Genomic DNA, 23,307 nt, shown 5'->3' with positions numbered 1-23,307 from the left:
CGCGACCGGGCCCTTCCGGCACCCGCGGTCCGTGCCGCCCGGCCCGCATAACCTTGAGACGTACGACCCCCGCGGCCCCAGGCCCAGCCCCAGGAGAACACCCGTGTACTTCACCGACCGAGGCATCGAAGAGCTGGAGAAGCGGCGCGGCGAGGAAGAGGTCACCTTCGAGTGGCTCGCCGAGCAGCTGCGGACCTTCGTCGATCTCAACCCGGACTTCGAGGTGCCGGTCGAACGGCTGGCGACCTGGCTGGCCCGGCTGGACGACGAGGACGACGAGTAGGCGGCGGGCCCCTCCGCGGATCCCGGAACCGTCGCAGATCCGCGGGCCGCCGCAGGCCCGGGCCGCCGCAGGCCCGGGCCGCCGCAGGCCCGGGCCGCCGCAGGCCGCCGCAGGGCCGGGCCGCCGCAGGCCCGGAAGCCGTCCGGTGGCCGGTTGCCGTCGGATCCCGCGGTCGCCCCCGACCCCGGCTCCGCCACGGGTCCCGGGGACGCCACGCGTCACGAGAGCCACGCGTCACGAGAGCCACGCGTCCTGCGGCAGGCCGGGCTCTCGGGCCGGCCCGGGGCAGGGCCGCCGGACCTCACGTGGGCGGCGCCGGGCCATGACCGGAACGGACCCGGACCGGGACCGGAAACGGACCGGGACCGGGACCGGGACCGGAGACGGACCGGGACCGGAGACGGACCGGGACCGGAGACGGACCGGGAGCGGAGACGGACCATGGTCGGCCCCGGCGCCGGGTCTCGCACCGGCATCGTTCCCCGGCCCCACCCGGCGCCCGGCCCGGCCCGGCCCGGCCCGGTACGTCCGTCGGCGAGGCGGTGTCCCGGGCGGGGCCGTCCGCGGGGCCGTCCGCGGGGCCGTCCCTGGCCCCGCCTCCGCCCCGGCCGGCCGCTCAGTCCTGCGGGACCGTGCCGGCGCGGGCCAGGCCGAGGCCTCCGTGGGCCAGCAGGAGCGCCCCGGCGGCGATCCAGCCGCCGCTGCGGCGCCTGAGGCCCCACAGCGCGACCGGCACCCCGGCGGCGATCTGGGCGAGGGCCAGGCCCCGCAGGACCGGTCCGGGGACCCTCGGGGCGCGGGGCCCGGGCGGACGGGAGACGGGCAAGGGAGGAGGCCCGGGCGGACCGCTCCCGACGGCGGCCGGCTCCGGGCGGGCGGCCTCACGCCACCCCGGCCACTCGACCTCCCGCACCCCGGGCTCGGCGCGGACCGCGGCACGCAGCCCTTCCACGGGTTCCCCCGGGGCGAGACCGGCGGGCAGGGACACGCCCAAGCGGGTGAGGACCGCGAGGAGGCCCCGTAGCCGGGCACGGGCGTCGGACTCCCGGTCCGGCTCGGTCAGCCGGTCGAGGGCCGCCATGTCCAGCACGGGGTCGAGGCCGAGCCGGGCCGCGAAGGTGCGCATGGCCTCGTCCTCGCCGGCGGGGGTGCCGTCGGCGAGCCAGACGTAGCCCACACCACGGCGGAAGCCGGACCCGAGGGCGTAGCCGCCGCGGTCGGCGTCCCACCACAGGGCGAGCACCGGCCGGGACGTGGCGACGGCGAGGGCCGTGGCCCACCCGGTGACCATGCGGTCGACCGGCTCCGCGCCGTCCTGCCACGGCCTGCCCCCGGGCACGAGCACGCTCCAGCCGTCGCCGGCCCGGGCGAGCAGCACCGGTTCGCGCAGCAACGGGGCGGCGGGGGCCACGGAGTCGGGGTCCGCCCGGCAGAGCAGCAGGGCGCCCGGGGCGCGGGCTGCGGAAGCGTGCGGACCAGGGCGGGACTCATCCGTCGACATGCTCACACGCTAGGACAGAACACCCGTGACCAGCTCTCCGTCCGCCCCCGCCCCCGCCTCCACCGCCGCTCTGCCCTCGCTGCGCCCCATCTCACCCATCTCACCCGGATCGCCGGATCGCCGGATCGCCGGATCGCCGGATCGCCGGATCGCCGGAAAGAGTGTCTTGACTTTGGCCGACCACGATATATCGTGAATGACAAGAGACGCGATATGACGTGTCATGCGACAGCGACCGCTCCGGCGCGGAGACGGTCGACCGGTCGAGGAGGTCTGCACCATGTCCGAGTGGTCCGTCGCCGAGCCCACGAAGCTCACCTTCGACGAGCCCGTCCGCGAGCTTCAGGTACGCATCGTCAACGGCGCGGTCAACGTGGTGGGCGGGGACGAGGGTTCCGCCCGGCTGGAGGTGACCGACGTGGACGGGCCTCCCCTGCGGGTGACACACCGCGACGGGATCCTGACCGTGGCGTACGAGGATCTGCCCTGGAAGGGCTTCCTGAAGTGGCTCGACCGCAAGGGCTGGCGGCGCAGCGCGGTCGTCTCCCTGGCCGTGCCCGCGGGCACCCGCGTCGAGGTCGGCGCGGTCACCGCCGCCGCCGTGGTCTCCGGGCTGGGCGGCCGCACCGAGATCAGAGGCGTCTCCGGCGACACCACGCTGGTCGGCCTCGCCGGCCCGGTCCGCGCGGACACCGTCTCCGGCAGCCTGGAGGCCCAGGCCCTCTCCGGCGACCTGCGTTTCCACTCCGTCTCCGGTGACCTGACCGTCGTCGAGGCGGGCTCCTCGGTCAGGGCCGACTCCGTCAGCGGGGCGATGGTCGTCGACCTGGACCCAGGAAGCCACCCCACCGACATCAGCCTGACCAGCGTCTCCGGCGAGATCGCCATCCGGCTGCCGCATCCGGCGGACGCCGAGGTGGAGGCCAACACCGCGAGCGGCACCGTCTCCAACGCCTTCGAGGACCTCCGGGTGAGCGGCCAGTGGGGCGCCAAGCGCATCACGGGCCGCCTCGGCGCGGGCAACGGCAGCCTGAAGGCCACCACGGTCTCCGGCTCGATCGCCCTGCTGCGCCGCCCCGCGGCCGAGGACACGCCGTGGGAACCGCCGTCCCGGCCCACGGCGCCGACCGCCCCGGGGGACAATGCGGGGTCCGGCCGGACCGGACCTTCCACCTCCGGCCAGGGCGACGGCTCGACCGACAAGAAGGTGCTCTGACATGCCCCCCGTCTTCGCCCACGGCCGCCTGCGCCTGTACCTGCTGAAGCTGCTGGACGAGGCGCCCCGCCACGGCTACGAGGTCATCCGGCTCCTGGAGGAGCGCTTCCAGGGGCTGTACGCCCCGTCGGCGGGCACCGTGTACCCGCGGCTGGCCAAGCTGGAGAGCGAGGGGCTGGTCACCCACACCACCGAGGGCGGCCGCAAGGTGTACGCCATCACCGACGAGGGCCGCGCCGAACTGGCCGACCGCAGCGGCGAACTGGCCGATCTGGAGCTGGAGATCCGCGAGTCGGTCGCCGAACTGGCCGCGGAGATCCGGGCCGATGTGCGCGGGGCGGCGGGCGACCTGCGCCGCGAGATGCGGGCCGCCGCGAGCGAGAGCAGACAGGGGACCGAGCAGGAGGCGTGGCGCTCCGCGAAGGAGGAGATGCGCCGGGTCAAGCAGGAGTGGAAGGAGCAGGCCCGCCGCGCCAAGGACGAGAGCCGCCGCGCCCGCGAGGAGGCCCAGCGCGCCCGCCGCCAGGCCAAGGAGGCCCAGGACCGGGCCCGCGCCCAGGCGCAGGAGGAGATGCAGCGGATCGCCCGCCGGGTCCAGGAGCAGGTGCAGGATCACTTCGCCCGCGGCGACTGGCCCACCGGCGTCCGCGAGGGCCTGACGGAACTGGCCCGCGAGTTCGGTGAGTTCGGCCGGGACCGGCCCCTCGGCCGAGGCGGGCGGCCCGCGGACCGCCCCGACTACTCCGACACCCCCGCGGAGTTCCCCGCCGAGTACGAGCCCGGCTGGGCCCACGAGTCCCCCACCGGCGACCCCGCCCGGGACCTGGACCGGCTGCTGGACCGCTTCCGGGACGACATCCGCGACGCGGCCCGCGACCACGGCGTCAGCCCGGAGCAACTCGACGGCACCCGTCGCCACCTGGCCGCGACAGCCGCCCGCATCGGCGCTCTGCTGCGCACCCCGGAGCACTGACGGCAGCGCCCGGCGGCAGCCCCTGGCGGCAGCCCCTGGCGGCAGCATTCCCGGAGAGCGTGGGGCGCGGCGGGGCGTGCGGGCCGGCGCCTGCCGGGCCCGCCCGCACGCCCCGGCGGTCCGGAGCAGCTCAGGAACCGGTCAGGGGCCGGTCAGGAGCCGGTCAGCACGATCTTGCCGAACAGCTCACCGGAGGCCATCTTCTCGAAGCCCTCCCGGGCCCGGTCCATCGGCAGCACCTCGTCGATGACGGGCCGCACCCCGGTGGTCGCGCAGAAGGCCAGCAGATCCTCCAGCTCCTCCTTGGTGCCCATGGTCGAGCCGACGACCTTGAGCTCCAGGAAGAAGATCCGGGTGAGTTCGGCGTGCGAGGGCCGGTCGCCGCTGGTGGCGCCGGAGATCACGATGGTGCCGCCGGGGCGCAGCGACTTCACCGAGTGGGACCAGGTGGCCGCGCCCACCGTCTCGATCACGGCGTCCACCCGCTGCGGCAGCCGCTCCCCCGGCGCCACCGCCTCCACGGCGCCCAGTTCCAGCGCGCGCTTGCGCTTGGCCTCGTCCCGGCTGGTGGCGAACACCCGCAGTCCCGCCGCCCTGCCGAGCACGATCGCGGCCGTGGCGACACCGCCGCCGGCGCCCTGCACCAGGACGGAGTCCCCGGGCCGTACGCCCGCGTTGGTGAAGAGCATCCGGTAGGCCGTCAGCCACGCCGTGGGCAGACAGGCGGCCTCGGCGAAGGACAGCTCCCTGGGCTTGGGCAGCACGTTCCAGACCGGCACCGCCACCTGCTCGGCGAAGGTGCCCTGGTAGCGCTCGGTGAGGATGGAACGAGGCTCCCCCGGGTCCACGCCGTACCCGGTCTGCCCGATGACCGAGTGCAGGACGACCTCGTTGCCGTCCGCGTCGACGCCGGCCGCGTCGCACCCGAGGATCATCGGCAGCCGGTCCTCGGCGAGGCCCACGCCGCGCAGGGACCACAGGTCGTGATGGTTCAGGGAAGCGGCTCTGACGTCGACGGTCGTCCAGCCGGACCGTGCCTCGGGGGCCGGACGCTCCCCTGTTTCCAGGCCGCTCAGCGGCTCGTCGCGATCGATTCTGGCGGCGTAGACAGCGAACATGCCGCCGACGATAGGGGCCGGGCGCCTCCGGCGGAACGCCGGAGGCCTGTGACACACGCCCTCTTGCCCGAGGGCCCGGCGGAGGGGCGGCCCCCGGCGCAGCACGGCGGCCGCCCGCACGGACGCGGACGGCCCCGCCCCCGAAGGGGCGGGGCCGTGGCCCACCGGGTTCACCCGTCACCGCGGAGCCGGCCGGTCAGCGGCGGGCGACGCCCTCCGCGCGGGCCGCGGCGGCGACCGCCGCCGTGACGGCCGGAGCCACCCGCTCGTCGAACGGCGAGGGGATGACGTAGTCGGCCGCGAGGTCGTCCCCGACGACCGACGCCAGCGCCTCGGCCGCCGCGAGCTTCATGCCCTCGGTGATCCGGGAGGCCCGCACCTGGAGCGCGCCGGCGAAGACGCCGGGGAACGCCAGCACGTTGTTGATCTGGTTCGGGAAGTCCGACCGGCCGGTCGCCACGACCGCCGCGTACTTGTGCGCGACCTCGGGGTGGACCTCCGGGTTCGGGTTCGCCATGGCGAAGACGAAGGCGCCCTCGGCCATGGCGGCGACCGCCTCCTCGGGGACCGTACCGCCGGAGACGCCGATGAAGACGTCGGCGCCGGCCAGCGCGGCCTCCAGCGGGCCGGTCAGCGCGGCCTTGTTGGTGATCTCGGCCAGCTCCCGCTTGACCGGCGTCAGGTCCGCGCGGTCGGCGGACACGACGCCCTTGCGGTCGGTCACCGCGACATCGCCGATGCCCGCCTCCAGCAGCATCTTGGCGATGGCCACACCGGCCGCGCCGGCCCCCGAGATGACGGCCCGCAGGTCGCCCAGCGCGCGCCCGCTCAGCCGGGCGGCGTTGCGCAGCGCGGCCAGCGTGACGATCGCCGTGCCGTGCTGGTCGTCGTGGAAGACCGGGACGTCGAGCCGCTCCTGCAGCCGGCGCTCGATCTCGAAGCACCGCGGCGCCGAGATGTCCTCCAGGTTGACGCCGCCGAAGGACGGGCCGAGCCGCACCACGGTCTCGACGATCTCGTCCACGTCGGTGCAGGCCAGGGCGATGGGAACGGCATCCACCCCACCGAACTGCTTGAACAGGATGGCCTTGCCCTCCATGACCGGGAGGGAGGCCTCGGGGCCGATGTCCCCGAGCCCGAGGACGGCCGTGCCGTCGGTCACGACGGCGACCACGGACGACTTCCACGTGTAGTCGTTGACGAGGTCCGGCTGCTCGGCGATCGCGGTGCACACTTTCGCGACGCCGGGCGTGTACGCCAGGGACAGGTCGTCCTTGTCGCGGACCGGCACGGTGGCCTGCACTGCCATCTTGCCGCCGCGGTGCAGCGCGAACGCCGGGTCGAGGTCGAAGGCTTCGAGGGACTCGCCCCCGCCCTCCCGGCCCGTACCGGCCCGACTGTCGCTGCGAGGATTGACGATCTCCGCTGCCACTTCTCTTTACCCCTTAAGTATTCAAGGTTGAGGGTTTGACCACCCCCGGTAAGGGGATGGGCGGGCACCGCGTACGCCCTCGCGGATCGATGCATCGGGCAGGTACGCGACGGGCGCGCCGCACACGCGCCCTGGGCCCCGGATGAGGGGTGTAAAGAACCTTCTTACCGGACGGACGGTGCCGAGGACGAGTCCATAACGCGAAGGTCACATGCCAGTGACATGACTCATGCCTGAATATCGGGACAAGCCCTGGACAAACCCTCGACAACCGCTCAAGCAGTCACACGGGGCGGCGGCCGAGCCGTCCCACCAGGGGCGGAACCGCAGATCTTCCGGCCGGAACCGAGGATTCCCGGAGAAGATCCAGCCGCGATGTACCGGCCTGGGACGGTTCGAGGGTGTCCCGTTATCCGATTTTGACATTGCTGTCCCCCTGAATACCTCAGTCCGAATGGCAAGATGCCGTAACCACACGAGGTCGCGACACCCGAAGGTGCGTCTTCTCGTCGACTCATCGGCAACTCCACCCATCCGCCGGAGGAACCCACCATGACCGCAGGCACCACCCGTCGTACGACCGCCGCGCGCTCCCGTCTGGCAGCGGTCGGCTCGATCGCGGTCGCAGGCGCACTGCTTCTCACCGGCTGCGGTGACCAGACCAAGACCAGCGGCTCCGACGACGGCGACTCCGCCTCGAAGAACTCCGCTCCGCTGGCCGACAAGCTGCCCCAGGCGATCCGCGACAAGGGCGTCGTCCGCGTCGGTTCGGACATCGCCTACGCGCCGGTGGAGTTCCGGGACGACTCCGGCAAGACGGCCGGTATCGACCCGGACATCGCCGAGGCCCTGGGCAAGCAGCTCGGCGTGAAGTTCGAGTTCCAGAACGGCACGTTCGACACCCTCATCGCCGGTCTCGCGGCCAAGCGCTACGACATCGCGATGTCGGCCATGACCGACACCAAGAACCGCCAGGAAGGCATAGACGGCGACACCGGCAAGAAGGTCGGCGCCGGCGTCGACTTCGTCGACTACTTCACCGCGGGCGTCTCCCTGTACACCAACGCCGGCGACACGAAGGGCATCGAGACCTGGGACGACCTGTGCGGCAAGACCATGGCCGTGCAGCGCAACACCTTCTCCCACGACCTCGCCAAGGACCAGGCCGCGAAGTGCAAGAAGGACGGTAAGGGCACCCTCAAGATCGAGGACTTCGGCACCAACCCCGAGGCCGAGACCCGGATGCGCGCCAAGGGCGCCGACGTCGTCTCCGCCGACTTCCCGATCGCCGCGTACTCCGTGAAGAACGCGGGCGGCGGCAAGTACTTCGAGATCGTCGGCGAGCAGGTCGAGGCCGGCCCGTACGGCATCGCCGTGGCCAAGGACAACACCGAGCTCCGCGACGCGCTGCAGGCCGCGATGCAGGCGATCATCGACAGCGGTGAGTACCTGAAGATCGTCGAGAAGTGGGGTGTCGCGGACGGCGCGGTCACCGAGTCCAAGGTCAACGGTGGTTCCTGAACCACCACCGCTCGACTCGGCTCTGAAAGGCACCACCCGTGACCACTGACGTCAACAAGACGGACGGTCCCGGCGCGACGCCGCCCGCCGGGCCGGAGGCCATCAAGGCCATTCCGGTCCGGCACCCCGGGCGGTACGTGTCCGCGGTCCTCGCGCTGGCTGTGCTGGGCGCGATCATCTACGCCTTCGGGCAAGGAAAGATCAACTGGGGCGCGATCCCCGACTACTTCTTCGACGACCGCATCATCCACGGTGTCTGGCAGACCCTGCTGATCACCCTGCTCTCCATGGTGATCGGTATCGCGGGCGGCATCCTGCTCGCCGTGATGCGCCTGTCGAAGAACCCGGTGACCTCGTCGATCGCCTGGTTCTACATCTGGTTCTTCCGCGGCACCCCGGTTCTGGTCCAGCTCTTCGTCTGGTTCAACCTGGGCCTGGTCTTCGAGTACATCAACCTGGGTCCGGTCTACAAGGACTACTGGTCGTCCTTCATGACGCCGCTGCTGACGGCGCTGCTCGGCCTGGGTCTGAACGAGGCGGCCTACATGGCCGAGATCTGCCGCGCCGGCCTGCTCTCGGTCGACGAGGGCCAGACCGAGGCGGCACACGCCCTCGGCATGAGCCACACGAAGACCCTGTACCGGATCGTCATCCCCCAGGCGATGCGGGTGATCGTGCCCCCGACGGGCAACGAGGTCATCAACATGCTGAAGACGACCTCACTGCTGTCGGCGGTCCAGTTCTACGACTTGTTCAAGGAAGCCCAGGACATCGGCCAGAACGCGGGGTCGACGGTGGAGATGTACTTCCTCGCCGCCGCCTGGTACCTGATCATGACGTCGATCCTGAGCGTCGGGCAGTACTACATCGAGCGGCACTACGCCCGCGGCTCGACCCGCACGCTGCCCCCGACTCCGCTCCAGCGCTTCAAGGCCGCCGTCCTGCCCGCGCGCCGCCCGAAGGGGGTCACGGCATGACCGACAACCTCAGCAAGGCGGACGCGCCCGTGCAGCAGCCCGGCACGCCCATGGTGAAGGCCGAGGGCGTCCACAAGAGCTACGGGCACATCGAGGTCCTCAAGGGCATCGACCTGGAGGTCAAGCAGGGCGAGGTGTTCTGCCTGATCGGCCCCTCCGGCTCCGGCAAGAGCACGTTCCTGCGCTGCATCAACCACCTGGAGAAGATCAACGCCGGACGCCTCTACGTCGACGGCGAGCTGGTCGGCTACCGCCAGAAGGGCGACAAGCTGTACGAGCTCAAGGACGGCGAGGTCGCGCTCCAGCGCCGGGACATCGGCATGGTGTTCCAGCGGTTCAACCTGTTCCCGCACATGACGGCACTGGAGAACGTCATGGAGGCCCCGGTCCAGGTCAAGGGCGTCAGCCGCGGCCAGGCCCGGGAGCGGGCGACCCAGCTGCTGGAGCGGGTCGGCCTGGGCGACAAGGCGGGGAACTACCCCTCGCAGCTCTCCGGCGGTCAGCAGCAGCGCGTGGCCATCGCGCGAGCCCTCGCCATGGACCCGAAGCTGATGCTGTTCGACGAGCCGACGTCGGCCCTGGACCCGGAGCTGGTCGGTGACGTCCTCGACGTCATGCGCGACCTCGCCGAATCCGGCATGACGATGGTCGTGGTCACCCACGAGATGGGCTTCGCCCGCGAGGTGGGCGACAACCTGGTGTTCATGGACGGCGGCGTGGTGGTCGAGTCGGGCAACCCGCGCGACGTCCTCACCGACCCGCAGCACGAGCGGACCAAGGCGTTCCTGTCCAAGGTGCTGTGACCGGCCGGACTCCGCATACGCCGACGGGGCAGGGAACCTCTCCCTGCCCCGTCGGCGTTCCCGCGTCCCGTCGGCGTTCCGGCGTCCCGTCGGCGTTTCCCGCGTCCCGCGCGGGCCGGTCCGGCGCCGCCCGTGCGCCTTCCCCGGCCGCGCCGGCCGAGGGGCTACTTCAGGGCCAGGAGCAGGGTGTCCGACGGGGAGCACCAGACGGGGCGGGCCTCGGTGAAGCCCTGAGCCCGCAGGGTGCGGGCGTGCCAGGCGGCGGACGGGGTGTCGCCGTCGGCGTGGTCGCCGTAGATCTCGAAGCGGCGGGCGGTCGGCCCCGCCAGGGCCGGGTCCTCGGCGGCGAGCCGCCACCACCGGGCCCAGTCGAGGGCGCCCCGGTCCCTGGCCTGATCCATGCGGGTGTGCCGCAGGGTGCGCTCCGCGGCGTTGATCCGGGGGGTGGTGTCGTCGATCATGTGGTCGGCGTTGAGGAAGACGCCGCCGTCGCGAAGGAGTCCGGCGAGCCGGCCGTAGAGTCCGGTCAGGGGCTCGCTGTGGATCCAGTGCAGGGCGGCGGCCGTCAGCACCGCGTCGTAGGAGTCGTACGGGAGGGCGGACGTCCAGTCGGGGTCCAGGAGGTCGGCGGTGACGAGGGTGACCCGGTCGTCGTCCGCGAAGGTGCCCCCGGCGATGGCGAGCAGGGCCGGGTCGAGGTCGACGCCGGTGCTGGTGGCGTCGGGGAAGCGGGCGAGGAGGCGGGCGGTGATGCTGCCGGTGCCGCAGGCCAGGTCCAGGACCCGCGGCGCGGGACCGACGAGAGCCTCCACCATGTCCAGCATGACGCGGAAGCGCTCCTCCCGGTCGGGCATGTACCACTCCTGCTGCCGGTCCCAGCTCTGCTGCCAGGCCTGCCAGTCGGTACCCGCCGCCGCCGTGCCGGTGTCCTTCATCGATACGCTCCGTCCCTGCATGTCCGCCCTGCCCCGACCCGCCCTGTAATACCCTGTAGACACGATCAGCCGTTACCCGACCGCACGTCACGACGATAGAACGCGCCCGTAAGGACTACAAGTGGAACTGGCCTATTACTCGGACTACGCCGTGCGCCTGGTGAACACCGAGGAGCCGGCCCGGGGCACGGACGAGCTGACCTCCGTCGAGGCGGTCCGCGAGCTGTTCGGCGCCAACCGGACCGCGGCCCGGCGGGCCACCGAGTCGGACGTGACGCGGTTCCGCTCGGTCCGGGCCCGGCTGCGCGGTGTGTTCGAGGCCGCGGACCGGGGCGACGAGACCCTCGCGGTGGACCTGCTGAACTCGCTGCTGCTGGAGTTCCCGGTCAGCCCGCAGATCTCCGGCCACGACCACCGGGACGAGGACGGCCGCCCGTTGTGGCACATGCATCTGGCCGACCACCCGTCCAACGCGACCGCGGGCTACGCGGCCATCGCCTCGATGGGGCTGGCCTTCCACCTCACCGAGTACGGCGTGGACCGGCTGGGCCTGTGCGAGGCGGCACCGTGCCGCAACGCCTACCTCGACACCTCCACCAACCGCTCCCGGCGCTACTGCTCCGACCGCTGCGCCACCCGCGCGAACGTGGCCGCCTACCGGGCCCGCAAGCGCCAGGAGGCCGGCCTCGCGGACAGCACCGGCCGGGCCGCGGACAGCGCCCAGCGCAGGCCGGAGAGCACCCCGCGCCGACCGGTGCCGCGCGGCCGGTAGCGGAACCGCGCCCGGCCGAGCACCAGTTCCTCCGGCACCACGCCGTAGTCGGTGCTGTCGCCGCCGGCCCGGGCGTTGTCGCCCAGCACCCACCAGCCGCCCTCACGGCGCTCCGCCGCCCGCTTGACCACCAGCAGGTCCTGCTGGAACGGATGGCGCAGGACGACCACGTCCCCAGCCCGGACCCGGGCACCGTAGTGCACCACGAGCCGGTCGCCCTGGTACAGCGTGGGCACCATGGACGGGCCGGTCACCTCGGCCAGCCCGAAGGGCAGCAGCCCGCTCCTGCGCTCGGTGTCCTGCGACAGATCCGGCATCACCCGGCACCTCCCCGGCTCTTCCTCCACCAGTCTCAGTCTGACCCCGGACTTTTGACCTAAGCCCCAGGGGGCACGCGAAAACGGATCCCCCAGGGAGTAATGTCCCACCTGAGAAGACGATCACGAGGAAGGAACGCTCCATGCTTTCCCGCCTGTTTGCCCCCACGGTCAGGGTCAGCGCACACTGCGACCTGCCCTGCGGTGTGTACGACCCGGCCCAGGCCCGCATCGAGGCCCAGTCGGTGAAGGCCGTCCAGGAGAAGATGGCCGCGAACGACGACCCGCACTTCCAGGCGCGCGCCGTCGTCATCAAGGAGCAGCGTGCCGAGCTCGCCAAGCACCACGTCTCGGTGCTGTGGAGCGACTACTTCAAGCCTCCGCACTTCGAGAAGTACCCGGAGCTGCACCAGCTGGTCAACGACACGCTGAAGGCGCTGTCCGCCGCCAAGGGGTCCACCGACCCGGCGACCGGCCAGAAGGCCCTGGACCTGATCGACCAGGTCGCGCAGATCTTCCAGGAGACCAAGCAGGCCTGACGGGGTGGACCACCCCGGCGAGGAGGGGCCCGCGGCGGCGGGCCGCCCGTCCCCGCCGCGTCCCCTTTGCGTTCCCGGCACTTGCGGTGCGGCGCGGGCCCGTGCCGCACCGGCGCGGTGAGGCCCGGTCCGGTTCCGTCTCCGGTTCCGGCGCCGGTTCCGTCTCCGGTTCCGGCGCGGTCCGCCCCGCGCCGTACGCGTGCGGTGAAGTCCGTGCCATCCTGGCACGGTGAACAGGGACGACCTGGTCCGGCTGCGCAGGGCCCGGGACCGCATGGACCGCGAGTACGCGGAGCCGCTGGACGTCACGGCGCTGGCGGCGACCGCGCTGATGTCACCCGGGCACTTCCAGCGCAGCTTCCGCGAGGCCTACGGCGAGACCCCGTACGGATATCTGATGACGCGGCGCGTGGAGCGGGCCAAGGCGCTGCTGCGGCGCGGGGACCTGACCGTCACCGAGGTCTGCCTGGCGGTCGGCTGCACCTCGCTGGGCTCCTTCAGCGCCCGCTTCACACAGCTGGTGGGGGAGACGCCGAGCGCCTACCGGGCGCGCGGGCACGAGGAGAGCGCGGTGATCCCGCCGTGCGTGGCCCGCAGGTACACCCGCCCGCGCCACGCCTCCCGCGGCGGACGGCCGTAGCCGGGGCCGGCCGGGGCGGCGAGGTGCCGTACCGGGCGGCGCGCGTCGGTGAAGCCGTCCGGTCGCGGCGCTAGCGTGAGGGCATGGACCTCAGACTCAGGCAGTGCTTCATCGCCGTCGACGACCACGACAAGGCGCTCGTCTTCTACCGGGACGTGCTCGGGCTCGTGGTCAGGAACGACGTGGAGTACGAAGGCATGCGATGGCTGACGCTGAGCTCACCGGCCCAGCCGGACGTCGAGATCGTGCTGGAGCCGCCGGCCGCGGACCCGGACGCCTCCCCGGCCGACCGGGAGGCGATGGCGGTGCTGCTCGCCAAGGGGCTGCTGCGCGGGGTCAACTTCACCACCGCCGACTGCGACGCCCTGTTCGCACGGGTCCGCGAGGCCGGCGCCGACGTCGTCCAGGAGCCCGCCGACCAGCCGTACGGGGTGCGCGACTGCGCCTTCCGCGACCCGGCCGGCAACATGCTGCGCTTCATGGAGCGGCCCGCACCGTGAGCATCCCCCGGTGACCTGCGGGCCCGGCACCCGCGAACACCGGCACGACCACCGGTCCGCCGGGCGTGCCGGTCCGCCGGGCGTGCCGGTCCGCCGGGCGTGCCGGCCGGCCGCCGGCCCCGCCGGACCGTGCCGCGCGACCCGGCCGGCGGCCTGTACCGCCTGAGGGGCCGGGACCCGGACACCGGCGGACCGCCACGGCCTCAGGGCACCTCGGGGTAGGCGTGGGAGACGGCCGGTCCGTCCGGCACGACGGGGCACGGCGGGACGCCCGCACGCCGGTCGGCCCACGACTGCGACGGGCCGGGGCGGTCCCGCTCCCACCGGGCCCGGCCCGGCCCGGCGGCGTCCTGGAGCCACAGGGTGCGCAGGGCGCCGACCGTGACGGCGGGCAGCCGTCCGCCGGCCACCCGGCGCCGTCACCGCCCGGCGCGGCCGGTCACGACCACGGCTCCACGGCCACCACGGCGTCCACCGGCACGGGGCCGTACACGTGCGGGAACTCCTCCGCGCCGGGCTCGGGCGCCTCGTACCTCAACGGCACGCCGAGCCGTGCCGGGTCGATCACCAGGACGACCAACTCGTCGGGTCCCTCGTACGAGCCGTACAGGAGGGCGGCGATCCGCGGGAGCTGGGCGCGGGTCGAGCAGTGGATGAAGCCCTCCTCGCGCAGGGTGCGGCCGCGGGTGGAGACCTCGTAGCTTCCGCGCTCGCGGGCCGCGTCCCACAGGGAGCGCTCGGTGAGGTGCACGACGAACGGCGACTCGGACATACCCGCACACTAGGGCGTGTTTCGAAAGTCCCGCCTGCCTGGCGGCGTCTGGCACGCACGCTCGCCGCGTTGTCGGGCTCGCCCCGATACATCCAGTATCGGGGCGACCCTCCGCCTTGCGATCGCACGCACCAGACGCCGCCAGACCTGCCCTTCGGGCAGACGACGCTACTTTCGAAACACGCCCTAGGTAGCTGGTGTTAAGCGGGGCTTCCTGGGCGTGCGGTGTCGTCACTGGGGCGTCAGGGGCGTGTCGCCGGGGCGGTGCTCCGGGCGGCCCGTGGCCTGGTCTTGAGGCTGTTGAGGGTTTGGTGCGTCCGGGTGCGGTCGTTCGTGTGTGCCCTGGGCCTTGCTGGCCGGTCAGCCGGTGGCGATGGCCCAGTTTCCAGCGGCTGTGGACATGATTCCGAGCACGCCGAGCCGCGCGATGTTGGCGGCGGCGGCCAGCAGGGAGAAGTCGGCGGCGACCTTGGCCCGCCCCCGCACCCGGGCCCGGCGTCCGCCGTGTCGCCGCCGCATGAGGTGGGCGATCTTGCGTTCGACCTTGGGCCGGGTGGCCCGGTAGGTAGCCAGCCAGGCCGGGTCGGCGCTGCGTGCCCGGCCGCGTGCCAGGTGTTCCTCGTGCGGGCCGATGGTGATGACGCGTCCGTCCCTGGCGGTCGTGCACTGGGCCGCGAGCGGGCAGGCGGCGCAGGCGGCCTTGAAGCAGGCCGCCCCACGGCCGTCGGACTTCGGGCGGATGGGGACGGTCACCTGGTTCGGGCAGGTGACCTGCCCCGCCCCCAGGTCGACGGTGAAGGCGTCCTTGGAGAACCGTCCGCCGGGCGCGTTGGCGGCCTGCACTTTGACCATCACCTCGACGCCGGCCCCGTCCAGCTCGGCCAGCAGCGGTCCGGTCCCGTAGGCGGCGTCGCCGTAGACCTCGGCCCGCTCACCCGCGGCCCCTTCGTTCGGGGCGGGCGCGTTCAGGACGTCGGCCAGCAGCTCGGCGGCGGGCTCGGCGTCGCCGGCGTTGCCCGCAGTGACTGCGGTTGCGGTGATGACCTCGCTGTCGGGGTCTTCGGCCACGTGCCCCTTGTAGCCGTCGAAGGACCGGTTGACGGTTTTGTGCCCGTGCCGGGCCTCGGGATCGACCGTGGAGATGACCCGGTCCGTGGCCACCTTCCGGGCAATCCGGAACACTCCGTCACCGTCCTGGTCCAGGTCCTGGCCGAGCACGGTGGCCAGCAGGCGCGCGGCCTGGTCCGCCTCCGGCTCCAGCACCCGGCCCTCCAGCACGGCCAAGAGCGCGTACCCGTCCCGGGCCCGCGAATCGATCAGCGCCTCCCGCTCACCGGCGTCCGTCCAGTCGATGACCGGCTTGGCCGTGTCGGTGTAGGCATCGCCGCTGGTCAGTTGCGCCCGCAGCTCGGCCCGCAGCCCGTGATCGGCCGCCCGCAGCAGGCCGCGGACGGCCGAGCGGATCAGCGTGATGGTGTCCTGCGTGGCCACGGCGTCATAGACCGGAGCCGAGTCCAGCACCCGCCGACGACCCACCAGCCCGGCCTGGGCGGCCACGTCCACCGTCCGCTCGAAGATCCGGTCCGGGCGGGCGGACGCGGCCAGCCGCGCGCGCATGTCCACCAAGACGGTGTGCACGAACCCGGGATGATCGAAGTCCAGCCCGCCGGCGGCGTACTTCCAGCGGACATCGAATGCGAACCGCTCGACCGCTTCACGGTCGGACAAGCCTTCCAGGCGCTGCAGGACCATCACGACCGCCACGATCACCGGCGGCACCGACCTGCGGCCGTCCTCGGCGAACAGATCGGCGAACATCTCATCGGGGAACAACGCCCGGCACTCGCGGTGCAGCACCGCGTAGATCGAGTTCGGCGCCAGCCGACCCTCGCAGAAACCCGCCGTGGAGGAGAGCAACCCCGGCTGCATCGGGGTCCGGCCCACTGCCATCGCTCAACCTCTCCCCACACCCAGCGACCAACACCAAGCAGCCTGGCACACGTTGAAGAACCGACGCGAGCTCACACGATTAACACCAGTCACCTAGGGCGTGCCGGTGGCGGGGCCGCGCGGAGGGTCGTGGTGCCTGGGCGGAGCCGTGTGCCCGGGCTGGTCCGCCCCGGGGTGCGCCGGGCAGTCCGGATTGCGACACGGGCCGGGCTCCCACCGGGGGACCCAGGCGCCCAGTGTCTTGTGGCGCCGGACGACCAGGTCGACGGGCTGTCCGCAGACGGGACAGCCGGGCGCTGCACTGTCCATGCCTCCAGGGTAGGACGCCCGGCGTCACCACGCCCGCGCCCGCACCGTGCGCAGGCCGGACCCTGCCCGCGGCCGGGCACCACACGGCCGGACCGGGCGCGGCCGCGGCGCAGGCGCGTCCAGCCCCACGGCCGCGTACGTCCCCGGCCGGGACGCGTACCCCCGGCCGGGAGGACGCACGGCCGGACCGGCCGGGCGGCGGCGGGCCCGGCACCACCGCCCGGCCGGGTGCCGCGGGCCGCGGTGGCGCGGGGGCCCTCAGCCGCGGGGCTCGCGCCACATGGGCCACATCCGCGGGCCGTCGGGCAGGTGCAGCGGACTGCCGGTGAGCACGAACCCGAGCCGCTCGTACAGGCCCCGGCTGCGGGCGCTGCTCGCCTCCAGATAGGCGGGCAGGCCTTCGCGGTCGCAGCGGTCCAGGGCCTGCTCCACGAGCGCCGTGCCGAGTCCGCGGCCCTGCTGGGCGGGATCGACGCCGATCATCCACAGGTAGGCGTGCGCCCGTCCGGCAGGGTGGATGCCTGCGGTCAGCCGGCCGATCAGCTCGATGCGGTCGTTGGCCGGGTCGACCGCCTCGCGCAGCCGGACGAACCCGTCCCGGCCGTCCTCGCCGTCCTCGCCGTCCTCGCCGTCCTCGGCACTCTCCTCCTCGTGGGGCCGGCCGGGCATGTCCAGCCACAGCGCGCAGGCCGCGCCGCCCTCGACCAGGTCGACCCGTCCGTCCGCCAGCACGATGTCGGTGAAGGCGGCCATCAGCCGCTGATGCGTGCTGCGGCGGTACTCCGTGCCCGGGAACACCCAGCCGCTGACCGGGTCGTCCTGGAAGGCCGCGTCCAGCAGGCCCACGACCGCGTCCCGGTCCTGCTGCCGCGCCACCCGAATCGCCACACCCATCCGCGCCACCTCTCAACCGGCCCTGACCGTCGACACGTTGAGCCTATCCGCGCGGCCCCCGCGGCACTCGGCCGCTCCCCCGTGGCCGAGCCCCCGCGGTTGCCCTCAGGCGGTGCGCCGGGTGACGAACTCGGCCAGGGACAGCAGGCCTTCGGCCGTCTCCGGGTCGGGAACCGCACGGGCCAGTGCGGACACCGCCCGGGACATCCGCTCGGCGGCCTGCGCCTGCGCCCAGTCGCGTCCCCCGGCCCGCTCCACCGCCGCGGCCGTGCGCTCCAGGTCGCCCTGGTCGTAGGGGACTGCGTACAGGGCGGCCAGCTCGGCCGCGGCCGGTGTGCCGGAGGTGAGCGCGGCGACCACCGGCAGCGACTTCTTGCGCGCGGCGAGGTCCGCGCCGGCCGGCTTTCCGGTGTGCCCGGGGTCGCCCCAGATCCCGATGACGTCGTCGATGAGCTGGAAGGCGAGCCCGGCCTCCCGGCCGAACGCGTCGAGCGCCTCGACGTTCTCCGGTGCCGTCCCCGCGTACAGACCGCCGAGCGCGCAGGCGCAGCCCAGCAGTGCCCCCGTCTTGGCCTCGGCCATGGCGAGCACCTCGCCGAGGGAGACGTCGGCGGGCGGGCGCCGCTCCAGGGCGGTGTCGGCCCGCTGCCCCTCGCAGAGTTCGACGACACAGGCCGCGAGCCGGTCGGCCGCGGCGGCGGACGACGGGTGCGGGTCCCGCGCGAGCAGCCGCAGGGCCAGGGCGTGCATGGCGTCCCCGGCGAGGATCGCGTCGGCGTCGCCGAACACGGTCCACGCGGTCGGCCGGTGCCGGCGGGTGGTGTCCCGGTCCATCACGTCGTCGTGCAGGAGCGTGAAGTTGTGGACCAGTTCCACGGCCGCCGCGGCCTGCACCGCGGCCGCTCTCGCCGGGGCCCCGCCGAGGGCGGTGGCGGCGGTGAGGACCAGCGCGGGCCGGACGGCCTTGCCGGGGTTGCCTGCGGCGGGGCTTCCGTCGGCGTGCTCCCAGCCGAAGTGATAGCGCCCGACACGGCGCATCGCGCCCGGCAGCGACCGGAGTGCGGAGCGCAGCGCGGGGTCGACGTCCGCGCGGGCACGCTCCAGGATCGTCCGGGCCTCGTGCGGGCCGGACGGCCCGGCCGCCTCCCCCTCCGAGGCCGCGTCACCCTCCGAGGCCGCCCCGCCCTCCGCGGCCGGAGCGACCCGCTCGGGGCGGGCCGTGCGGCGGGCGCGGCGGGTGCGGCCGGGAACGCCACCGCCGGCCGCGTCCGCCGTACCGGGCGTGTCGTTCCCGCCCGTCCCCTGCGGCGCCTCACCGGGCGCATCCGCGGCGCCGGGCGCACGGCCCGCCCCGGGAGGGGCCCCCGCGGCGCCGGGCGCGCCGGCCGGCTCGGGCTCGCCGGGTGCGCCGGCCCCTTCGGGGGGCACGCTCCCGTCGCCCTCGGCGCGGGTCGCGACGGGATCTCGCCGCTCCCCGCCGCGCCGCGGCCCGCCGAGGTGCTGTCTGGTCTGCGTCATGGACTCGGTCATGCGGTCCCCCTGTCGTCCCCCGGCGGGCGGGGCCGCCGGGGGCGGGCCCGCCCGGAGGGGCGGGCCCGCGGCGCGGGTGGCGTCACCGCCAGCGGCCGATCTCGACGTTCTCCAGGACGCCGAGGGCGTCCGGGACGAGGACGGCCGCCGAGTAGTAGGCCGTCACCAGGTACTTGATGACGGCCTGTTCGTTGATGCCCATGAACCGCACGGACAGGCTCGGCTCGATCTCGTCCGGGATGCCGGACTGGCGCAGGCCGATCACGCCCTGGTCCTGCTCGCCGGTGCGCATGGCGATGATCGAGGTGGTGCGGGCCTCGGTGACCGGGATCTTGTTGCACGGGTAGAGCGGCACCCCGCGCCAGGTGGGGATGCGGTTTCCGCCGATGTCCAGGGTCTCCGGGACCAGTCCGCGCTTGTTGAGCTCACGGCCGAACGCGGCGATCGCCCGCGGATGGGCGAGGAACAGCTTCGTCCCGCGCCGCCTGCTGAGCAGCTCGTCCATGTCGTCCGGGCTGGGGACGCCGTCGTGCGGCTGGATCCGCTGGTCGTACTCGCAGTTGTTCAGGAGGCCGAACTCGGTGTTGTTGACCAGCTCGTGCTCCTGGCGCTCCTTGAGCGCCTCCACGGTGAGCCGCAGCTGCTGCTCGGTCTGGTTCATCGGCTGGTTGTACAGGTCGGCCACGCGGGAGTGGATGCGCAGCACGGTCTGGGCGATGCTCAGCTCGTACTCGCGGGGCCTGGCCTCGTAGTCGACGAACGTGTGCGGGATGTCCGGCTCGCCGGAGTGGCCGGCGGCGAGGTCGACGGCCTTCTCGCCGTACTTGTTGGTGGTCTGGTCCGGGAGAGCGCGCTGCGCCCGGAGGTGCTCGCGCAGGCTCTCCGCGCGCTCGGCGACCTGCTCGATGTCCTGCCGGGCGAGGACCAGCACGGTGCAGGGGGTGACCGCGCGGACGGTGTGCTCCCAGATGGCGTCCTCGTGCAGCACCGCCGCGTCGCCGAAGTAGGAGCCGTCGGCGAGGACGCCGAGGACCGCGTCGTCACCGTAGGGGCCCTCGCCGATCCGCTCGGCGCGGCCGTGCGCCAGCAGGTGGACCTCGTCGGTCGGACTGCCGAAGGAGGCGATCACCTCGCCCGCCGCGAACTCCCGCTGCCGGCACCGCTGGGCGAGCTCCCCCAGGACCTCGACGTCCTCGTACGTGCGCAGCGCCGGCAGCTCGCCCAGTTCGGCCGGGATGACCTCGACCCGGTCGCCGGTCTTCACAAAGGTGACACGCCCGTCGCCGACGGCGTAGGTGAGCCGCCGGTTCACCCGGTACGTGCCGCCCTGGACGTCCACCCACGGCAGGTTGCGCAGCAGCCAGCGGGAGCTGATCTCCTGCATCTGCGGGACGGACTTGGTGGTGGTGGCCAGGTTCCGCGCGGCTGCGGTGCCGAGACTCTGCTGCGGCCTGTCCTGCTCTGTGCGGACCTCTTCGCCTACCGACATAAAGTGACTGCCCTTCAGGTCATGCCCCGGCCGCGTTCGGCCCGGGGCACCCGATCTCCGCAGGGAGCGTTTCATCACCAAGCGTGCCGGTGCTATTACACGAAAGAGCGGGAATGGATCACATCATCACTGGGCATACTTGATGCCTGCAGTCACTTGCTTCGCACCACTGCCCCTCCACCCCCCGCCCACCGGGTCACGCTCCCGGCACACTCCGGGCGCACTCCGGGCGCACCGCTCTCCGGCTCCCCGGCGGGACGGCGCGTCCGGCCGTGGCCGACAATGGGGCCGTGACCGGCTCCGACGACTTCGCCGCCCCGCGCCCGCGGCTGCCCTCGCCGCTGCGCGAGGCCGCCGACGCGCGGTTCGCGGCGCACGGTGTGCGGCTGCTGCTCAAGCGGGACGACCTCATCCACCCGGAGCTGACCGGCAACAAGTGGCGCAAGCTCGCGCCGAACCTGCGGGCCGCGGCCGGCCGCACGGTGCTCACCTTCGGCGGCGCCTACTCCAACCACCTGCGGGCCACCGCTGCGGCGGGCCGGCTGCTGGGTCTCGACACGGTCGGCGTGGTGCGCGGCGAGGAACTGGCCGGCCGGCCGCTCAACCCGTCCCTGGCCCGGTGCGCGGCCGACGGGATGCGGCTGCACTTCGTCGACCGGGCGGCCTACCGGCACAAGGACGACCCGGGGACCCGCACGGCGATCCTGCGCGCGGCGCGGGCCCAGGACGCGTACGTCGTCCCGGAGGGCGGCAGCAACCCGGCCGCGGTGCGCGGCTGCGCGGCCCTCGGCGAGGAGCTGCGCGGCCACGCGGACGTGGTCGCCGTCGCCTGCGGCACGGGCGGCACCCTCGCCGGGCTGGCCGCGGGCCTGGGCACCGGCCCGCGGGCGCTGGGCGTGCCGGTGCTCAGGGGCGGGTTCCTGGCGGCGGAGATACGGTCCCTGCAGCAGCGGGCGTTCGGCGGGCCGCGCGGCGACTGGTGGCTCGACGACCGCTTCCACTGCGGCGGCTACGCCCGGACGACGCCCGCGCTGCACGCCTTCGCGGACGACTTCGAGGACCGGCACGGGCTGCCGGTGGAGCGCCTGTACGTCGCCAAGCTGCTGCGGGGGCTGCTGACCCTGGCCGAGGAGGGGGCCTTCCCGCGCGGGACGACCGTGGCGGCGGTGGTCACCGGCCGTCCCTTCCCGTGAGCGGCGGCGCCGTTCAGGCGGCCTCCCGGTAGGCCGCGGCCTCCTCCAGGTCGAGCCGGCGCAGCAGGGTGCGGAGCATCTCGTCGTCGATGTGGCGCAGGTCGCGCAGCCGGACGAAGACCTCGCGCTCGGCGGCGATCATCTCGCGGGAGAGCCTGCGGTAGGTGTCGTCGGCGGTCTCGCCGGTGAGCGCGTTGGGCTGGCCGAGGCGTTCCCAGACGGCGTTGCGGCGCCGCTCCAGGACCGTGCGGAGCCGGTCGGCGAGCGGCCCCGGCAGGGCGTTGCGCTCGTCGGCGAGCAGTTCGTCCAGGCGTCGCTCGGCGGCTCGGGAGGCCTGGGCCTGCGCGTTGGCCTCGGTGAGGGTCTCCGCCTGCGGGTCGCGTCCGGGCAGGTGCAGCACGCGGATCAGCGGCGGGAGGGAGAGTCCCTGGACGACGAGGGTGCCGATGACGGTGGTGAAGGTGAGGAACAGGATCAGGTTGCGGCCCGGGAAGGGTTCGCCGCCCTCGTGCAGGGTGACCGGGACGGAGAACGCGATGGCCAGGGAGACCACGCCGCGCATGCCCGCCCAGGAGATGACGAACGCGCCCTTCCAGGTGGGGTTCTCCTCCCGCTCGCGGATGCGGGCCGACAGCAGCCGGGGCAGGAAGGTCGCGGGGTACACCCACACGAAGCGGGCCACGACCACCGCGAGGAAGACCGCGACCGCGTACCAGGCCGCCTCCGGGCCCTCGTAGGCACCCAGTTCCCGCAGCACCACGGGCAGCTGCAGGCCGATCAGCGCGAACACCGAGGACTCCAGCACGAAGGCGACCATCTTCCAGACGGCCTCCTCCTGGAGGCGGGTGGCGAAGTCGACCTCCCAGGCGCGGTGGCCGAGGTAGAGCGCGACGACCACGACGGCGAGGACGCCGGAGGCCTCCACCTGCTCGGCGACGCCGTAGGCGACGAAGGGGATCAGCAGCGAGAGGGTGTTCTGCAGCAGCGCCTCCCTCAGGTGGGTGCGCAGCCAGTGCAGCGGCACCATCAGCAGCAGCCCGATGCCGACGCCGCCGATCGCGGCGACGAGGAACTCGCCGATGCCTCCGGCCCAGGTCAGGCCCTCCCCCACGGCGGCCGCGACGGCCACCCGGTAGGCGGTGATCGCGGTGGCGTCGTTCACCAGGGACTCGCCCTGGAGGATGGTGGTGACCCGGGACGGCAGCCCCACCCGGCGGGCGATCGCGGTGGCGGCGACCGCGTCGGGCGGCGCCACCACGGCGCCCAGCACCAGCGCCGCGGTCAGCGGCAGGTCGGGGATGACCAGGTAGGCGGCCCAGCCCACCACGACGGTCGCGAACAGCACGTAGCCCACCGAGAGCAGCGCCACGGGCCGCACCTGGGCGCGCAGGTCGAGGTAGGAGCTGTCGACGGCGGCGGTGTACAGCAGGGGCGGCAGCAGCAGCGGCAGCACGACATGCGGGTCGAGGTGGTAGTCGGGCGCGCCGGGGACGTACGACAGCGCCAGGCCCGCGGCGACCAGCAGCAGGGGGGCCGGGACGGGGACGCGGCGGCCGATGCCCGCCACCGCCGCGCTTCCCGCCACGAGCAACAGCAGCGGCATCACGTCCATGGTTCCCACCCTCGCCTTTCCGCGCGGCTGC

At 73.6% G+C, this 23,307-nt stretch carries 24 protein-coding genes; 11 read left to right on the top strand and 13 right to left on the bottom strand.

The window, feature by feature from the left end; genetic code table 11:
• The first annotated feature begins 103 nt into the window (after window positions 1-103).
• Entirely contained in the window at window positions 104-283 is a 180-nt protein-coding gene (locus AC5K6T_RS26340) for a DUF6104 family protein (RefSeq protein ID WP_003992906.1), read from the top strand.
• A gap of 616 nt (window positions 284-899) precedes the next feature.
• Here the strand turns inward: AC5K6T_RS26340 and AC5K6T_RS26335 are convergent.
• Window positions 900-1,784, bottom strand: coding sequence for a hypothetical protein (locus AC5K6T_RS26335; protein WP_493212834.1), 885 nt, complete (start codon window positions 1,782-1,784; stop codon window positions 900-902).
• Window positions 1,785-2,064: 280 nt separating this feature from the next.
• Here AC5K6T_RS26335 and AC5K6T_RS26330 point away from each other — a divergent pair, with 280 nt between their 5' ends.
• Together AC5K6T_RS26330 and AC5K6T_RS26325 are read left to right on the top strand one after the other, a co-directional pair.
• On the top strand, window positions 2,065-3,000 hold the full coding sequence (locus AC5K6T_RS26330) for a DUF4097 family beta strand repeat-containing protein (protein ID WP_493212832.1): 936 nt from the start codon (window positions 2,065-2,067) through the stop codon (window positions 2,998-3,000).
• A 1-nt stretch (window position 3,001) separates the two neighbouring features.
• Window positions 3,002-3,973: a PadR family transcriptional regulator gene (locus AC5K6T_RS26325; protein ID WP_493212831.1), complete on the top strand. Its 972-nt coding sequence runs from the start codon at window positions 3,002-3,004 to the stop codon at window positions 3,971-3,973.
• Window positions 3,974-4,125: 152 nt separating this feature from the next.
• Here the strand turns inward: AC5K6T_RS26325 and AC5K6T_RS26320 are convergent, their stop codons facing one another.
• Together AC5K6T_RS26320 and AC5K6T_RS26315 are read right to left on the bottom strand one after the other, a co-directional pair.
• A complete protein-coding gene (locus AC5K6T_RS26320; RefSeq protein WP_493212829.1) occupies window positions 4,126-5,091 on the bottom strand; it encodes a zinc-binding dehydrogenase in 966 nt (321 codons plus the stop codon).
• 196 nt (window positions 5,092-5,287) lie between these two features.
• A complete protein-coding gene (locus tag AC5K6T_RS26315; RefSeq protein ID WP_493212827.1) occupies window positions 5,288-6,523 on the bottom strand; it encodes an NAD(P)-dependent malic enzyme in 1,236 nt (411 codons plus the stop codon).
• A gap of 552 nt (window positions 6,524-7,075) precedes the next feature.
• Between AC5K6T_RS26315 and AC5K6T_RS26310 the strand changes: the two genes are divergently transcribed.
• From AC5K6T_RS26310 to AC5K6T_RS26300, 3 genes are read left to right on the top strand one after another with little or no spacing between them, the layout of a single operon-like run.
• Window positions 7,076-8,044: an ABC transporter substrate-binding protein gene (locus AC5K6T_RS26310; RefSeq protein WP_493212825.1), complete on the top strand. Its 969-nt coding sequence runs from the start codon at window positions 7,076-7,078 to the stop codon at window positions 8,042-8,044.
• A gap of 38 nt (window positions 8,045-8,082) precedes the next feature.
• Window positions 8,083-9,021: an amino acid ABC transporter permease gene (locus AC5K6T_RS26305; RefSeq protein WP_493212823.1), complete on the top strand. Its 939-nt coding sequence runs from the start codon at window positions 8,083-8,085 to the stop codon at window positions 9,019-9,021.
• Window positions 9,018-9,824, top strand: coding sequence for an amino acid ABC transporter ATP-binding protein (locus tag AC5K6T_RS26300; protein WP_493212821.1), 807 nt, complete (start codon window positions 9,018-9,020; stop codon window positions 9,822-9,824). Before AC5K6T_RS26305 ends, AC5K6T_RS26300 begins: the two co-directional genes overlap by 4 nt.
• Window positions 9,825-9,988: 164 nt before the next feature.
• Here AC5K6T_RS26300 and AC5K6T_RS26295 read toward each other — a convergent pair whose 3' ends face one another.
• Window positions 9,989-10,759, bottom strand: coding sequence for a class I SAM-dependent methyltransferase (locus AC5K6T_RS26295; protein WP_493212820.1), 771 nt, complete (start codon window positions 10,757-10,759; stop codon window positions 9,989-9,991).
• A 121-nt stretch (window positions 10,760-10,880) separates the two neighbouring features.
• On the opposite strand from AC5K6T_RS26295, the gene AC5K6T_RS26290 reads away from it, so the two are divergent.
• Window positions 10,881-11,531, top strand: coding sequence for a CGNR zinc finger domain-containing protein (locus AC5K6T_RS26290; RefSeq protein ID WP_493212818.1), 651 nt, complete (start codon window positions 10,881-10,883; stop codon window positions 11,529-11,531).
• Here the strand turns inward: AC5K6T_RS26290 and sodX are convergent.
• On the bottom strand, window positions 11,414-11,848 hold the full coding sequence (sodX, locus tag AC5K6T_RS26285; protein ID WP_493212816.1) for a nickel-type superoxide dismutase maturation protease: 435 nt from the start codon (window positions 11,846-11,848) through the stop codon (window positions 11,414-11,416). The two genes, AC5K6T_RS26290 and sodX, sit on opposite strands and share 118 nt — an antisense overlap.
• Window positions 11,849-11,991: 143 nt before the next feature.
• Between sodX and sodN the strand changes: the two genes are divergently transcribed.
• From sodN to AC5K6T_RS26270, 3 genes are all read left to right on the top strand, one after another.
• Complete coding sequence (sodN, locus tag AC5K6T_RS26280; RefSeq protein WP_493212814.1) at window positions 11,992-12,387, top strand: superoxide dismutase, Ni; 396 nt, start codon at window positions 11,992-11,994, stop codon at window positions 12,385-12,387.
• A gap of 229 nt (window positions 12,388-12,616) precedes the next feature.
• Window positions 12,617-13,027 carry a helix-turn-helix transcriptional regulator gene (locus AC5K6T_RS26275; protein WP_493212813.1) on the top strand — a complete coding sequence of 137 codons (411 nt, stop codon included), beginning with the start codon at window positions 12,617-12,619 and terminating at the stop codon, window positions 13,025-13,027.
• An 83-nt stretch (window positions 13,028-13,110) separates the two neighbouring features.
• Window positions 13,111-13,527 carry a VOC family protein gene (locus AC5K6T_RS26270; protein ID WP_493212811.1) on the top strand — a complete coding sequence of 139 codons (417 nt, stop codon included), beginning with the start codon at window positions 13,111-13,113 and terminating at the stop codon, window positions 13,525-13,527.
• A gap of 203 nt (window positions 13,528-13,730) precedes the next feature.
• On the opposite strand, the gene AC5K6T_RS26265 is transcribed toward AC5K6T_RS26270, so the two are convergent.
• The 7 genes from AC5K6T_RS26265 to AC5K6T_RS26235 form a co-directional block, all read right to left on the bottom strand.
• Entirely contained in the window at window positions 13,731-13,937 is a 207-nt protein-coding gene (locus AC5K6T_RS26265; protein WP_493212809.1) for a hypothetical protein, read from the bottom strand.
• A gap of 29 nt (window positions 13,938-13,966) precedes the next feature.
• Window positions 13,967-14,299, bottom strand: a complete 333-nt coding sequence (locus AC5K6T_RS26260) for a DUF952 domain-containing protein (protein ID WP_493212808.1) — start codon at window positions 14,297-14,299, stop codon at window positions 13,967-13,969.
• 360 nt (window positions 14,300-14,659) lie between these two features.
• Entirely contained in the window at window positions 14,660-16,249 is a 1,590-nt protein-coding gene (locus AC5K6T_RS26255; protein WP_493204997.1) for an IS1182 family transposase, read from the bottom strand.
• 93 nt (window positions 16,250-16,342) lie between these two features.
• On the bottom strand, window positions 16,343-16,558 hold the full coding sequence (locus AC5K6T_RS26250) for a hypothetical protein (protein ID WP_493212806.1): 216 nt from the start codon (window positions 16,556-16,558) through the stop codon (window positions 16,343-16,345).
• A 258-nt stretch (window positions 16,559-16,816) separates the two neighbouring features.
• Entirely contained in the window at window positions 16,817-17,452 is a 636-nt protein-coding gene (locus tag AC5K6T_RS26245; protein WP_493212805.1) for a GNAT family N-acetyltransferase, read from the bottom strand.
• 105 nt (window positions 17,453-17,557) lie between these two features.
• Window positions 17,558-18,982, bottom strand: a complete 1,425-nt coding sequence (locus AC5K6T_RS26240) for a family 2 encapsulin nanocompartment cargo protein polyprenyl transferase (protein ID WP_493212804.1) — start codon at window positions 18,980-18,982, stop codon at window positions 17,558-17,560.
• An 82-nt stretch (window positions 18,983-19,064) separates the two neighbouring features.
• Window positions 19,065-20,471, bottom strand: a complete 1,407-nt coding sequence (locus AC5K6T_RS26235; RefSeq protein WP_493212803.1) for a family 2B encapsulin nanocompartment shell protein — start codon at window positions 20,469-20,471, stop codon at window positions 19,065-19,067.
• A gap of 290 nt (window positions 20,472-20,761) precedes the next feature.
• Between AC5K6T_RS26235 and AC5K6T_RS26230 the strand changes: the two genes are divergently transcribed.
• Window positions 20,762-21,664 (top strand): 1-aminocyclopropane-1-carboxylate deaminase/D-cysteine desulfhydrase, encoded by a 903-nt coding sequence (locus AC5K6T_RS26230; RefSeq protein ID WP_493212801.1) that lies wholly within the window; start codon window positions 20,762-20,764, stop codon window positions 21,662-21,664.
• 13 nt (window positions 21,665-21,677) lie between these two features.
• On the opposite strand, the gene AC5K6T_RS26225 is transcribed toward AC5K6T_RS26230, so the two are convergent.
• Window positions 21,678-23,276: a Na+/H+ antiporter gene (locus AC5K6T_RS26225; RefSeq protein ID WP_493212799.1), complete on the bottom strand. Its 1,599-nt coding sequence runs from the start codon at window positions 23,274-23,276 to the stop codon at window positions 21,678-21,680.
• Between the last annotated feature and the right edge of the window lie 31 nt (window positions 23,277-23,307).

Source organism: Streptomyces sp. B8-7, assembly GCF_058833805.1.
This window is presented reverse-complemented; position numbering and strand designations above follow the sequence as displayed.

Excerpts from the sequence above, each read along its gene's own strand:
- AC5K6T_RS26225 (WP_493212799.1), bottom strand. The coding sequence starts at position 23,276 with ATGGACGTGATGCCGCTGCTGTTGCTCGTGGCGGGAAGCGCGGCGGTG.
- AC5K6T_RS26255 (WP_493204997.1), bottom strand. The coding sequence starts at position 16,249 with ATGGCAGTGGGCCGGACCCCGATGCAGCCGGGGTTGCTCTCCTCCACG.
- AC5K6T_RS26295 (WP_493212820.1), bottom strand. The coding sequence starts at position 10,759 with ATGAAGGACACCGGCACGGCGGCGGCGGGTACCGACTGGCAGGCCTGG.
- AC5K6T_RS26240 (WP_493212804.1), bottom strand. The coding sequence starts at position 18,982 with ATGACCGAGTCCATGACGCAGACCAGACAGCACCTCGGCGGGCCGCGG.
- AC5K6T_RS26300 (WP_493212821.1), top strand. The coding sequence starts at position 9,018 with ATGACCGACAACCTCAGCAAGGCGGACGCGCCCGTGCAGCAGCCCGGC.
- AC5K6T_RS26335 (WP_493212834.1), bottom strand. The coding sequence starts at position 1,784 with ATGTCGACGGATGAGTCCCGCCCTGGTCCGCACGCTTCCGCAGCCCGC.
- AC5K6T_RS26260 (WP_493212808.1), bottom strand. The coding sequence starts at position 14,299 with ATGTCCGAGTCGCCGTTCGTCGTGCACCTCACCGAGCGCTCCCTGTGG.
- AC5K6T_RS26320 (WP_493212829.1), bottom strand. The coding sequence starts at position 5,091 with ATGTTCGCTGTCTACGCCGCCAGAATCGATCGCGACGAGCCGCTGAGC.
- AC5K6T_RS26270 (WP_493212811.1), top strand. The coding sequence starts at position 13,111 with ATGGACCTCAGACTCAGGCAGTGCTTCATCGCCGTCGACGACCACGAC.
- sodN (WP_493212814.1), top strand. The coding sequence starts at position 11,992 with ATGCTTTCCCGCCTGTTTGCCCCCACGGTCAGGGTCAGCGCACACTGC.
- AC5K6T_RS26235 (WP_493212803.1), bottom strand. The coding sequence starts at position 20,471 with ATGTCGGTAGGCGAAGAGGTCCGCACAGAGCAGGACAGGCCGCAGCAG.
- sodX (WP_493212816.1), bottom strand. The coding sequence starts at position 11,848 with ATGCCGGATCTGTCGCAGGACACCGAGCGCAGGAGCGGGCTGCTGCCC.
- AC5K6T_RS26330 (WP_493212832.1), top strand. The coding sequence starts at position 2,065 with ATGTCCGAGTGGTCCGTCGCCGAGCCCACGAAGCTCACCTTCGACGAG.
- AC5K6T_RS26250 (WP_493212806.1), bottom strand. The coding sequence starts at position 16,558 with ATGGACAGTGCAGCGCCCGGCTGTCCCGTCTGCGGACAGCCCGTCGAC.
- AC5K6T_RS26325 (WP_493212831.1), top strand. The coding sequence starts at position 3,002 with ATGCCCCCCGTCTTCGCCCACGGCCGCCTGCGCCTGTACCTGCTGAAG.
- AC5K6T_RS26245 (WP_493212805.1), bottom strand. The coding sequence starts at position 17,452 with ATGGGTGTGGCGATTCGGGTGGCGCGGCAGCAGGACCGGGACGCGGTC.
- AC5K6T_RS26310 (WP_493212825.1), top strand. The coding sequence starts at position 7,076 with ATGACCGCAGGCACCACCCGTCGTACGACCGCCGCGCGCTCCCGTCTG.